The organism is Paraburkholderia sp. BR10936 (assembly GCF_040965735.1).
Lineage (GTDB): Bacteria > Pseudomonadota > Gammaproteobacteria > Burkholderiales > Burkholderiaceae > Paraburkholderia > Paraburkholderia nodosa_A.
Genome location: NZ_JBFRCM010000025.1, coordinates 1 through 12,918, shown reverse-complemented (window position 1 = coordinate 12,918; position 12,918 = coordinate 1). Strand labels below are relative to the sequence as shown.

Annotated in this window: 7 protein-coding genes and 5 pseudogenes; 2 read left to right on the top strand and 10 right to left on the bottom strand. The window is 56.0% G+C overall.

What is annotated here, in order from left to right; translation table 11 throughout:
• Positions 1–7 precede the first annotated feature (7 nt).
• The gene (locus tag AB4Y36_RS35295; protein WP_342925257.1) at positions 8–688 is read left to right on the top strand and encodes an ATP-dependent Clp protease proteolytic subunit; all 681 of its coding nucleotides are present in this window, start codon (positions 8–10) and stop codon (positions 686–688) included.
• Between the two features lie 228 nt (positions 689–916).
• Here the strand turns inward: AB4Y36_RS35295 and AB4Y36_RS35290 are convergent.
• The 7 genes and pseudogenes from AB4Y36_RS35290 to AB4Y36_RS35260 all read right to left on the bottom strand — a co-directional run.
• Positions 917–1,526, bottom strand: a pseudogene (locus AB4Y36_RS35290) (IS110 family transposase); the annotation flags it as partial.
• 42 nt (positions 1,527–1,568) lie between these two features.
• Positions 1,569–1,757 (bottom strand): annotated as a pseudogene (locus AB4Y36_RS35285) (IS110 family transposase); the annotation flags it as partial.
• Positions 1,742–2,873, bottom strand: a pseudogene (locus tag AB4Y36_RS35280) (amidohydrolase). The pseudogenes AB4Y36_RS35280 and AB4Y36_RS35285, both read right to left, overlap by 16 nt.
• Positions 2,874–2,945: 72 nt before the next feature.
• Positions 2,946–3,350 (bottom strand): annotated as a pseudogene (locus tag AB4Y36_RS35275) (MFS transporter); the annotation flags it as partial.
• Positions 3,351–3,427: 77 nt separating this feature from the next.
• Positions 3,428–4,333: pseudogene (locus AB4Y36_RS35270) on the bottom strand (CoA transferase); the annotation flags it as partial.
• 677 nt (positions 4,334–5,010) lie between these two features.
• Positions 5,011–5,349 (bottom strand): nitrogenase stabilizing/protective protein NifW, encoded by a 339-nt coding sequence (gene nifW / locus AB4Y36_RS35265; RefSeq protein ID WP_069268345.1) that lies wholly within the window; start codon positions 5,347–5,349, stop codon positions 5,011–5,013.
• A 530-nt stretch (positions 5,350–5,879) separates the two neighbouring features.
• Positions 5,880–6,380, bottom strand: a complete 501-nt coding sequence (locus AB4Y36_RS35260) for an Lrp/AsnC family transcriptional regulator (RefSeq protein ID WP_069268299.1) — start codon at positions 6,378–6,380, stop codon at positions 5,880–5,882.
• Between the two features lie 501 nt (positions 6,381–6,881).
• Here AB4Y36_RS35260 and AB4Y36_RS35255 point away from each other — a divergent pair.
• Positions 6,882–7,259: an iron-sulfur cluster assembly accessory protein gene (locus AB4Y36_RS35255; protein ID WP_083245583.1), complete on the top strand. Its 378-nt coding sequence runs from the start codon at positions 6,882–6,884 to the stop codon at positions 7,257–7,259.
• A gap of 1,257 nt (positions 7,260–8,516) precedes the next feature.
• On the opposite strand, the gene nifK is transcribed toward AB4Y36_RS35255, so the two are convergent.
• From nifK to nifH, 3 genes are all read right to left on the bottom strand, one after another.
• Positions 8,517–10,076: a nitrogenase molybdenum-iron protein subunit beta gene (gene nifK, locus AB4Y36_RS35250; RefSeq protein ID WP_368685446.1), complete on the bottom strand. Its 1,560-nt coding sequence runs from the start codon at positions 10,074–10,076 to the stop codon at positions 8,517–8,519.
• A 72-nt stretch (positions 10,077–10,148) separates the two neighbouring features.
• Positions 10,149–11,612 carry a nitrogenase molybdenum-iron protein alpha chain gene (gene nifD, locus AB4Y36_RS35245; protein ID WP_069268296.1) on the bottom strand — a complete coding sequence of 488 codons (1,464 nt, stop codon included), beginning with the start codon at positions 11,610–11,612 and terminating at the stop codon, positions 10,149–10,151.
• Positions 11,613–11,691: 79 nt separating this feature from the next.
• On the bottom strand, positions 11,692–12,573 hold the full coding sequence (gene nifH, locus AB4Y36_RS35240; protein ID WP_069268295.1) for a nitrogenase iron protein: 882 nt from the start codon (positions 12,571–12,573) through the stop codon (positions 11,692–11,694).
• Between the last annotated feature and the right edge of the window lie 345 nt (positions 12,574–12,918).

Sequence of the window (12,918 nt, the reverse complement as noted above, 5' to 3'; positions counted from 1 at the left end):
GAAAAATATGAGAGTTCTTTGTGAAATTCTTATTCGTGGCACGTTGCTGCTATCTTTTCTTTATGGAGTGCCGGCCCATGCTTGCCTCTCAAAAGTTATCCCGGAAGCGGATCGAAGATACGACGTATTGAATAGCAAAATATTCTATACAGGGCCCGTTACAATTCAAAAGGCGAATGACTTGATAGCGGCGCTGGACGAGTTGAACGCGAAGTACCCGAAGCTAAAATCGATCTATCTATACATCGACAGCGGTGGTGGAGATACGGACGCGGGGTATATTACTTACCGCGCCATCCAGAGTTCGAGGGTTCCGGTAATAACAGTTAATTTAGCCACGGTGATGTCGGCTGCTACGATGATGTTTTGCGGCGCTCAGGATCGCCTCTCCTTTCCTGGGGGACGCTTTATTCTGCACCCGCCAAGCATAGACCTGAGCAACAGGTTTCAGCCGGATCAGCTCAATGTTGCCACGGAAAATTTGGATACCGTCAAGCAAATGCTTTCAGATATCTACAGAAGTTGCACCAACCTGAACGGCAAGGAAATAAATTCAATGATTTACAGTGAAAATAACAGAAAGGTTCTCAGTCCAGATGAGGCTTCTGCAAATGGAATGGTGACTGGCATAGCTCATGAGATTATTGATGCACCGGTGTCCTACTATGTAACGGATCGCGCAAAGTAAGCTTTCTGGGATGGACTGGCTTCCGGTCGCTTTGTCATTAAACAAATCGAACTTGCGCCGGCATTCATGTGACCGAATGCCGGCTCGATCGCACCGCAATCTTGTGGCCCCAATGAATAAATGCGCGCCGGCAAGCTGTTTGCGATAAAGTGAGGCACGTAGGACGCGTCGCTTGAGAGCGAAATGCTGATGGACCGGACTGAAACAATCGCCACCATCACGGAACGCGGTTTCCAGCCGTTCGCATTGCGCTAGGCGATCCTCGATCGTGTTGCGGTGTTCATTGAACGCCAGCCGCTGTCGAACTTGCGCGTGCTCAAGCGGCGTCGGTGTGTCGGCCCCCAATCCGCACGTCCAATGTAGTTCACACCATGCTGGAGCAGGAACGATTTCAGCCCGCATCGCAGCTGTTTAAGGTCTTCTCGCGCCGATGACCAAGCACTGGCCAGATCGCGACACGCTTCATCTTCCGCCGCATGGCACATGCACCGCGGACAGATCGCCCGCTCGCAGCGAACGCACCAGCTTGATGGCGTCACGCCGGTCGGTCTTGACGGGCTCGCCGGGTTTGCGCGGGATGAGCGATGGTGCACATACAACATGTCGAGGCCTTCTGCATCAGTCGCCGGCAAAGGCCATAGCCGCGTGGAACTGCTTCGTAGACGATGCGGATGCGCGTCGCTTTGAAGTGCAGTCGTTTGCATAAGCGATCATCTTCCATCTGTGACGTGCCGATCTTGCCGAGCAGTTCCACATCGCTCATACCGACCGCATAGGCAACCATGATCGAATCCTTATGAACGTCGCGCCCTACATACAACGTGCTATCGTCTTGCATGCTAGCTTCCGTGCCGGAAACAGTACCTGTTTGGCACCAGTCCCCCGTCCAGGCAGCACACTCGCGCCCGCCGCGAAATGCCTTCTTGACATTCCTGTCTTCCTTTTTCCACTCGCGCATACGTCGCTCGATCCGGGCGATTTGCTCATCAAATCCGCTCAATCCGTTCCACTACTAGCGCAGCGTGTCCGTCCACGCGGCAGGCATCCGCCGCGCTACGTAAGGCAGTAGACCTTGCTCACCGTTCCCTGGAACAGTGCTTCGCGCTCATCGGCGCCAGCTTGCGCAGTCAATTTCCTGAAAGCGTTCCAACCGTTTCTGAATGGGTGGCATCCCTTATCGACAGGGAAATTGCTCTCGCACATGCAGCGCTCCGCACCGAACGCTTCGATACACGTATGCATCCAAGGCTTCCACGCGTGCGCCAGCTCATCCGATGACGGCGGACGTTCGCCCTTTTCAAACGCGAAGCCATTCATACGCATGCCGAGGCCACCAAGCTTCACATAAACATTCGGCAACCCGGCGAGCATGCGCATCGAACGGGACCAGGCATCGAACACTTCCACGCGCTGATTCGCATAGCACGCGATGCGGACGACACCGCCGCAATGGTTGATGATGAAAGGTGTATCCGGAAAGGCCTTTGCCATGTCGAACAGCTCCGGCAATTGCGGAAAGAATAGCCATGCGTCGTACGACAGGCCCAGCGGAGCCAGTTGTGCAACGCCCGCCCGATAGTCGGGGTCAAGCAGCAGCCCTCGCGGCGGCGCCGAAAAGGGATTGGCGAGTGTCTGGTCCGCGTCCCATGTAACGAGATGTCGAATGCCACAGAACCGGCCATCGCCGGCGTGCAGTTCCGCTCCGAGAACATCGCGCACCGCCGCGCCCCGTCGAAGATCCGCGTAGCCGATCATACCTTTCGCTACCTGTGGCTTGCCGCCTTGCAACGCCGCGGTGACGCCAGCCACGTATTCGATTTCGCCGACCGGGCGCAACGACTCCGGACCAGAGGCGCGATACCGTGTCAGCGCCTGCATGAACACGGAGGCGGTGATGTTATGACCCGTGCGCGCGTCCTCGAGGTACTCGTCGAGAAGGTAGGTCCAGCCCGGTCGTTCGTAAAAGTGATGATGCGCGTCGATGATCGGCATATCGGGTTCGAGCGCCCCTTCGCCACCGGAGGCGAGCCAGTCGGCACTAACGGGGCAGCTAGTTGTTGGTTATACTCACGGAATGCGTTTCCTCTTTTGCAAATGCAAGACGCGCGCTGATAGCGGGCAACAACATCGATGTTGCGAGAGCGCCGAGGACCTGAGGGCGTCGGAACGAGGGACGTGGCTCCATTCTTAATCTCCGCGACCGAAGGCGTAGAGGGAAAAGGTCAGCAAGGTCGTGATACCCAGCACGATCGAAAGACCAGAAGCCGGCCTCGCCGATGCCCAGCAGCAGCCGGATCGCGTAAAAGCTCTTTGGGCCCACGGCCAGCGCTGTTGCCGCTGCGAAGAAGCCCCACGTGATCACGATTCGCGCGAGCCAGCGCGGCCCACCGAAGCGGTACAACGCCAGGTTGCTCGGAACCTCGAACACGCAGTACCCGGCGAACATGATGCCCGCGCCCCACCCGAACTGTGTGGCGGTCAAACCAAGATCGCGATTCATCGTCAACGCCGCGAAACCGACGCTCGTGCGATCCAGGTCGTTGAAGAAGTACGCAAGCGCGATCAGCGGAATGAAACGCCACGCCGCCTTCCTGACCGCGGACTGCACATGAGCGGACGCGAACGCGCTGCCCGTTGCGATGTTTGATGAGATGGATGTCATGTCGTTTCTCCGCGCGGCGGCCTCTCCTGCTTCCGCGGCTCGATGATTCCATGTGTCTTTCGTGTTACGTGGCTGCTTCAGGCGCTGGCGAGTTCGTTCGCCGAAGGCTTCGACGCATCGCCAGGCTGCCTGTACGCACACTTGAGGACACCGAACTCGGTCAATTGCCTCACATCCTCCGGCCTGTATTCGAGACCCATCAGAAGCGCTCGCGTGTCCTCACCCAGTGAGGGCGGTCCCGCGCGCAGTTGCAAGCGCTCGCCGCCGAGCGTCAAGGGCCGCAGCGGCGTCCTCGTCTCGATGGGCCGCCCTGCGCCACTGGCATCGGACGGCAAAGTCACCTCGGCGAGCCCGAAAGCGTCGCAGAACAGTGCCCATTGGGTATCGGAGACCACCACCAAAAAATCTGCTCCCCGTTCTTGACCGAAAACACGTCGTAGACAGCCCACGCGAAAATGCGGTTCGGCATCGGCGCCGCGGCCTGGCCCGTCACGGCAAACTGCATCATGTGCTGGGCTACGAGGAACACATTGTTCTCGAACAACGCGCAGGGCACTTCCTGACCGCGGCCCGTGCCTTCGCGTTGAGCCAGCGCCGCCATTGCGCCGAACATACCGCCCATGATGTCGTTGACGCTCGTCCCGGCGCTTAGCGGTCTGCCCTCGGGCCCCGTCATGTAAGCGAGTCCGCCCATCATTTGCACGACTTCGTCGAGCGCGGTGCGATGATCGTACGGGCCGGGCAGAAACCCCTTGTGCGACGCATAGACGAGACGTGGATTGACCCTGGAAAGCGCGACATACCCGAGGCCTAGCTTGTCCACTCTTGAAGTTTTCGCTGAACACCGCAGCCGCGGCAAGCAGCTTGTGGACGATTTCCACGCCACGCGGGTCTTTCACATCGACCGCAATGCTTTTCCTGTTCCCGTTGAACGTGCCGAAGAAGTCCAATCCGGAGCCGCACAAGGCACGTTCGCTGGCACCGATCCCTGCCCCCCGCGAAATCAATACTCCCAACCGGTCGGATAATCCCAGCCTAGGCCGACGCGGTACCCGTGACCCAGAAAGCCGTGGTTACCTTTGACTACATCGTGAAACGCCGGCGGATTAGCGGCCGCAGTCTTATATATCGATGCGCCGGGGAAACCGAATGTATTGTCACTGGCTGACAGCAAGCGAGCGAAGAGCCCGACGAATCTCGGTGAGGCCAAGCTTGTTCCGCCAAACGGCGAGGCATTGCCGTGCCGTAGATAAGCGCCCCAGTTTCCGCCTTTGCATCAAAGGGAATGTCGGGCACGCCGCGCCCAGATGGACCCGCAGAGGACCTTAGCGCAGATTGCCACGGCGGCATTGGTCCGTAGGGGCGAGTGCCGCCCCCTGTCGCCCACAGGACTCCTTCTTCCACCCATCGTTCCAGACGCATAAGCTCCGCTATGAGTTGTGTAAAGCGCTGTTCCGCCAACAGAAATGACGTGCGGGGACGAAGACGGCAATGAAAGCATCGAAACCGCTCCTGTCCGCTCGTCAGCCGGACTTGAGTGCTGATGGACCACTCCCGGCAGATGTTCAAAAGACAAGTCAACCGAAGTCACAACGTGCATCAAGCGATGAGTCGCATCGTGACGACTCAGACAAGCACCAATATGACTCGCTCACCAACTTCAATTGTTAGCCCGAGCCGGCAGGGATTCACGCAGGCTATCAAGAGAGATATGACGCTCTCCGTCGGCTTCCTGAAGAACTCTGAACACCTTTTGCTCAGCGGGCGTGGAAATGACAAAGTCGTTGTACGCTTTCAGCAGGAGATTTCGATAAACCAAGAATAAGGTTGCGTCGTGATCCGCGGACAGGTCCTCCGACTGTCTGATGTACTGGAAGAAACGCCTTAGTATATGTAATCGACTTACGTCCACCACCTTGTCGTCATATGAGATGGCGAAGAATCGGAAGAAGTCCTCAGCCGACGAAAGCCGGTGCAGTTTATCGATCAGTACTTTCATGTTGTTGCTCCGCATGACAAAGTTGGCCGCAAAGCCGTGCGTAGCGAGGCGGCGAGTTTTATATGCCATCGTTAAGCGCTTTCAAATTGACGAAAGGTATTAACTTGTCTGCGCCTTCTAACTTAGCGGCCGACGGCACGCAAGGTCCGTGCCTGTCCCACCTAAACCTGGAAGGTGTTGTGGCATGCATCGCCATTCCCGATCACCGTAACAGGGGGGGCCGGTCTCACGTTGCCTTTGTCTGAATCGTCGGGATTGTCTGGATTGTGACAGCGTGGCGCGTTGCGCGAAGCGCATCCGCTTCGGTTGCCGGCGAAACTTTACTGAACATGAGTTGGGACGTTGCTGGCGCAACTCAGTCTGCTCGGGCCACTAAGAACGGACTTGGTCGCCGGATAGGTCAATAGTTTATCCGTCACGAGTTTGGTCTGCGAAAGCCAGCGGGGCGATTCGAAGCGTGTCGTTTGGTTACGACTAGAACCTGTCTGATGAGTGACACAGGTCAAGACTACCTTTCCAAGCGTTTGCGGTTACAGCGGTATCGCCTGCGTCGATAAGACTTCCTTTAACACCTTGAAGCTATGCAGTTCCCGTACTCCCGGCAGTTGCAACGCTTGTGCAGCATGCAACCGGTTGAAGCTTTCGTTGCCGCGCGCTCGAACGAGCAAGATATAGTCAAACCTCCCGCTCACTGCGTGGCACGCTACGCAGCCAGACACCTTCTGCGCCGCTTTCTCGAATGAGGCAAACGCCTCGGGCGTCGAGCCGTCCAGCACGATCCCGATTACGGCGAACATGCCCGCGCCTAGAGCCTTCGCGTCGAGCAGTGCGACGACTCTTCGTATCAGTCCCGTCTCCTTGAGTCGTTCCACACGCCGCAGGCACGCAGGAGCACTGCGTTTCACTTTCGCTGCAAGGCTGACAATCGATAGCGAGGCGTCTTGCTGCAAGTGTCTGAGGATCGCGCGGTCTACGGAATCCAAGACGGCTATGCCCTTCTGGGCCACGACTGGATGCTCTATCAATTTCATTTCACTCATCTCCCATCCGAAGAATTAGATGTCATCCGAAAAATGTATCGTTGTTTCATGCGTTATCCGTGCAACTCGCTCTCCCCAAGCGAGAGTCGCCTGCGCCAACCATTCTATTTCTGCTAACTTCGCGCCGTTGTTCCGCCTGCGTTTCCCGAGCGTGGCGCTAGTTTCTCTGTGTATAGGATAAACTTAGTTTAACGTCGAATGTAGACGTCCAAGATCGCAAACTTCAACTGGTTAAAGAGGACGTGTATCGACTCGCGATGAGTCGCAAGGCTCGCGCCCCGGATCTCGCTCACTTGTTTGCTATGGCGCAAGGAGATCTGCACCTTGCCGTTCCGCGCATTGCTTCACTCTTGCACACTCACCTCAGCAATCTAATTCCGTATCTGAGCGATAGTATTGCGAGCGATGTGGCGCAGTACTTGCTTTCCTTCCTCGTGCAGATTCACATTGTAGAGACGGATATAGTTCTCTATTAATTTTCCAGGAAAATCTATGATCTCCCAACGATCAAGCATATCGACAGAACCCGCGTGTGAATTTTTTACGTTCACGGCCCGAGCAGCAAAAGAAGCCGCCGAGCTTGTCGCGCAGAGCCACGAAGCGCCGCTTTATATTCGACTGCGTGCCGAATTTCATGCGGGAAGACAGCCGGAATATTTTATTGTCCTGGTTGACTCCGTAAGCGATTCCGACACGAAGGTGCTTACACAGGGCCTCACTGTGTTCGTGGACGAGACTAACCTACGTTATTTTATCGGCACGCAGATCGACTATGAGGAAGATACCCCGCTTCCGCGCTTCGTGATTGAAAGTCCGATCGCATCAACATCCTGCGGCCGAAGTGAATCATTTTCCTCATGTCCGCGCTAACATCGTAGCAGCCTGATATTTATCCCGCTTGCACGTGGTCTCGATGCAGAACAAGATGGTGAATCGGCGACGCGCGGACCACCGAATGCAATGAGAGTCGTGCAAGCCTAGGTTGGTTTGCGCGCTGGTATCAACAGTACCAGAATGAACGCACTTACGGGTTCATTCAGTCACCTAACACCCGTTGCCCAGCCATATGTGAGTACCGCTGGGCAAGCAATCATGCTGGCATCAGCCTGCGGAGCACCAGTCGCAACTGCGCTGGATTGACGCCATACCGTGGCGCGCACACGCGTACCGGGTTCAATCTCGATGCCAGACGCTGTCGGCAAGAGCCGCGGACTCGACAAGGGTCTCGTCGCTCGCCAGCTTTGATTGGATCCGCAATGCACAGAACCTGATCCTGACAGGGCCACTGGCGCCGGAAAAGACTGCTTGCCTGCGCCTTCGGCCAGCAGACTTGCCGACACGTGCCTTTCCGTGCTTTACGTGGGCTTCGCCCGGCTATTTGAGGTATTGAAGCGACAATCACGCCGGCACGCGGTACTCGATCATTACCAACCAATTTCCCCCAAGCACTGGCGCGCCCGGCTCAAATCGCCCACGCTTCCCGATACGAATTGAGCATCCATTGAGCACCCAAGCTTGCAGCGAAGAGGCGATTCGATGTGCAAGAATGACGCGCCTAGTCCGATCTCGAACAGTCGCGGTAGAATTGAACTCTACGCCGCACTCCCCCTAGCCTGGTCGACTTCACCAAAACGGCCGCTCAACTCGCCGGAAATAGGCAGCTGCACCTCAGTCCTGGACGACGGTTCGAAATCGCAACAAACTTCACGGCGATCAAATTGATCGGGATCGACGTGGCGAACGGGCGGAGCTTCCAGTTCTTCTCGCCCAGCTCAAGAACCATGTCCAGGCGGACACCTAGCGTCGTATTCGTCCACGGAGGGCTGTGTCAGACGCGTCCGTTTGCGTGCTCCTCGGAGAAGATGAGCGCGCGAATCCCGCTCTACACCAGCAGGGCTTACTTCCCCTGCCCTCTTTCATTGCATCAAGTCAATTCATCGAGATTTACAACTTCCAGCAGGGGCTTTTAGAGGATAGTTGCTAATCGGACTACGGAGCGCGGCCATACCCGCGTGCTGTGGACAACTAGTAAAAAATCGTGCGGACCGCGATCCGCCGAGCGGCCGCGCACGATCGCCCACGTCGAGGGCCTGGGCAAACCAAGTCTAGGCAACAATCATTCTGTCATCAGCGAACAATGTCATAACTGTAATCAGTCTCTGCAATGTCGATTGTACTTGCATCGAGCTTTTCGAAGAATTCGTCAAGTAGTGCCAATAGAACGCGCAATCCTCCCTCATATCCCCACGTCGGGAAACGGTGATAGTGGTGCCGGTCAAAAATAGGAAACACGAGTCGCACTAGCGGTGTTCGCGTATCACGCTCCAAGTATTTCCCATGAGTGTTGCCGATCAGGAAATCGACTGGTTCGGTAAATAGCAGCGAGCGCAGATGCCAGAGATCGCGCTTCGGATAGGCGCTGCATCCCGCACCGTATGGCGACGCGTCCAACAACGCCTTGACCTTCTCGGCCCAGCCGTCGTTACCGTTTGTCGACACAATATGCACCGGCTCTGCACCGAGCTCGAGCAGGAATTGCGTGTAACCTAGCATCTGATCGGGATCGCCGTAGAGCGCATAGCGTTTGCCATGGAGAATAGCCTGACTGTCCGCCATTGCATCAACGAGTTGCCCCCGCTCCCTTTCCAGTTCAGGCGGAATCGGTCGGCCCGTGACACGCGATATCTCCATGAGGAAATGGTCGGTACCAGAAACGCCGACTGGCGAATTAAGCACAATTACCTCTTGGCCGTGTTCCGCGATATACTTCGCCGTCTTTTCGCAGCAATATTCTTGAAAAATGAACGTTGCTTTCGCATTCAGGGCACGTTCAACTTCTTCCTTCGTGGTCCCACCCTCGTACATGCGGAATTCGCCATCCGTTGGTGTGTTCCATGTGTCGGAAGGATCGCAGATGATGTTGACGTTCACGCCGAACAGATCGAAGATACGTCGAACCTCCTTGATGTTGCCCACCACGAAACCGTCAAAGCCACCGATAAAGTTTACACTCTCGTCCTGCACACGTATGAGTGGTGTTGCGGTACCGGCCTTGCCGTCCCAGAAGTGTTTGAGAATGCCCAGTAGAGCGTTGTCGTAACCCGTCACATGACTGCCGACAAACGCGGGCGTGTGAGCGAACGGCACGTCGTAGTCTTGCGGAACGCTTCCCTTCTGCTTACTATTCTTGATGAATGCATCGAGGTCGTCACCGATGACCTCTGCCATGCAGGTCGTCGATACGGCGATCATCTCGGGCTTATAAAGGTTGTATGCATTCGCCAGACCGTCGATCATATTATTGAGACCCCCGAAAACCGCCGCGTCTTCGGTCATTGACGAACTCACGCACGACGTCGGCTCCTTGAAGTGCCGCGAAAAGTGTGAGCGATAATAGGCCACGCAGCCCTGAGAGCCGTGCACGAACGGCAGTGTCTTATGAAAGCCGTTTGCCACAAATACCGCCCCCAGAGGCTGGCAGGCCTTCGCTGGATTGATGGTTAGCGAGTCGCGCGCGAAGTTTTTCTGCTTGTAGTCTTCAGTCTTTGTCCATTCGGCAACCTCTCTCACCGCCTCATCAGGATGGTTAAACTCAAAATGTTGCTTCTTGTTTCGCAAAAGCTCCTGATATTCCGGCTCGCGAAAGAGCAGTTCGTGATCGAGAATTTTGTCGCTTGATTGGGGCATGACTCGCTCCTGAATCGATTTCCTGAAGAGCCGTCCGGCGACACGGCCGTACCGCCAACGGGGCCACCTGGCTCACGCTGCCTTTTTCCAAGGTGACTTGGAGAGATTCCAGACAGGACTCGAAATTGCCATGTCCATGTCGCGCGCAAAGATCGCGAATCCGTCGTAGCCGTGGTACGGTCCTGAATAATCCCAACTGTGCATCTGGCGGAAAGGAACACCCATCTTCTGAAAGACGTACTTTTCCTTGATTCCTGAACCTACGAGGTCCGGCCGCATGCATTCGACGAACCGCTCGAATTCGTAGCCGGTCACGTCGTCGTAAATTAGCGTGCCGTCGTGAATGTGATGCGTAGTGCGCTGATAGTCATCGTTGTGGGCAAACTCGTAGCCTGTGCCAATGACTTCCATGCCGAGGTCTTCGTACGCCCCGATGACGTGGCGCGGGCGAAGGCCGCCTACAAAAAGCATCACTTTCTTACCCTCGAGGCGTGGCTTATATCTCGCGATTACCGCATCCGTGAGCAGACGGTATTTGGCGATCACTTTCTCGGCCTTGGTCTTGATCGTGTCGTCAAATCGGCTCGCAATCTCTCTCAAGCTCCTTTCAATCATTGTGGGACCAAAAAAGTTGTATTCGAGCCAAGGGACACCATACTTCTCTTCCATATGCCGGCTTATGTAATTCATTGACCGGTAGCAGTGGAGCAGGTTAAGCTTTGAGCGCGGCGTATTCTCCAGTTCAGCGAGCGTGCCGTCGCCCGACCACTGCGCAATAACGCGCAAACCCATCTCCTCAAGGAGAATGCGGCTTGACCATGCGTCGCCACCGATATTGTAGTCACCGATGATCGCAACGTCGTACGGAGTTGACTCGAGCGCGGAATATTTATTCGGATCGACACGGTCGAACACGCAATCGCGAATCGCATCGTTTGCGAGATGATGCCCAAGCGACTGCGATACGCCGCGAAATCCCTCGCAGCGTACGGGTACGATTGTGTGCCCGCCATACTGTGCGCTCTTCTTCTTCGAAACTGCCTCGATGTCATCGCCGATCAGACCGATCGGGCATTCGGTTTGAACTGATATGCCTCTGTTGAGCGGAAACAGCTCCTGAATCTCATCGACGATTTTGTCGAGTTTCTTGTCGCCACCGAACACAATGTCCTTCTCCTGAAAGTCAGAAGTAAATTGCATTGTGACAAACGTATCGACTCCGGTTGTTCCGACATAATAATTGCGGCGCGAACCCCACGAATACTGGCCGCAGCCGACTGGTCCGTGACTGATGTGAATCATGTCCTTGATCGGCCCCCAGACCACGCCCTTCGAACCGGCATATGCGCAGCCGCGAATCGTCATCACACCAGGCAGCGACTTAATGTTGGACTTCACCCCACAGTCCGGCTTACCCTGCTCGAAAGTGCATAAATGCTTGGCCCGCCGCTTGGCCATCTTCTCCGGGTAAGCTCGCAGCACTTCGTCAATGAGAGCCTTGTGAGCGGCCTTACGTTCTTCAACCGTTTCGGTCATTACATATCCATAAGTGGAGAAATGGGATCGCCGGGATCGGTTGCCGTACGCCGCACGGCAACCGTCATCCCCGCAGCCGTCAAGCGGTCAGCTCAGCCGCTGTCTTGCCAACCTTCGCCTCATCGACCTGCGACATGATTCCTTTTTCCATCAGGAGATCTTCGAGTTCGTCCATCGTGATCGGCGTTGGGATCACGCCATTGCCGGCGTTGTTATGCACCTTCTCTGCAAGCGCACGATACTGGCCGGCCTGTGCGCTCTCTGGCGCGTACTCGATCACAGTCATGCGGCGTAGTTCCGCATGTTGCACGACGTTGTCGCGCGGCACGAAGTGGATCAGACGTGTGCCGAGCATCGCTGCGAGCGATTCCGCAAGCTCGAGTTCCTTGTCGGTCTTGCGCTCGTTGCAAATGAGGCCGCCCAAACGCACACCACCGCTGTTGGCATACTTGAGAATCCCTTTTGAGATATTGTTCGCAGCGTACATAGCCATCATCTCGCCTGACATCACGATATAAATCTCCTGTGCCTTGTTCTCGCGAATTGGCATTGCAAAGCCTCCGCACACCACGTCGCCCAGCACATCGTATGAGACGTAGTCCACTCCGTCGTAGGCGCCATTCTCCTCCAGGAAATTGATCGACGTAATCACACCGCGACCCGCGCAGCCGACACCCGGCTCGGGACCGCCCGACTCCACACAGCGTATGTCTTTGTAGCCAATCTTCATGACATCCTCGAGTTCGAGGTCCTCCACAGAGCCGGCTTCCGCCGCGAGAGAGAGAATTGTGTCCTGCGCCTTCGCGTGCAGTATCAGCCGTGTCGAGTCTGCCTTCGGATCGCAGCCGACAATGAGGATCTTTTGCCCAAGGTCGCTGAGCGCCGCGAGCGTGTTTTGCGACGTGGTCGATTTTCCAATCCCGCCCTTTCCGTAGAATGCGATCTGCCGAAGTTGAGCCATCGTGGTACTCCATTGAGATAGAAGGATTAAACCAAGGTTGCCAATCAAGGCTGCAAAGCCGCGATCATGTCCTCAGCGTGCAGTGTCCATATGATCTTCTTCTGTGGAGTCACGCATTGGCCGGATGGTGTCCGCGCGGATCGCTATAGTGCAGTTTCTATGCCAACACTCCAGAATCGTTGAAATGCCATGCACATCGCGCTTTGAGAAAACATGTCGGCATGGCGCCTACCGACGTTCGCAGCGTCGGCTTCCTGACAAATCGTGCGTTGTTGTCGCAAACCAGATTTTCACCACCATTTTCGGCCCACCTCGCTCAATGGCAGTGGGCCAGAAAGGGAGGGA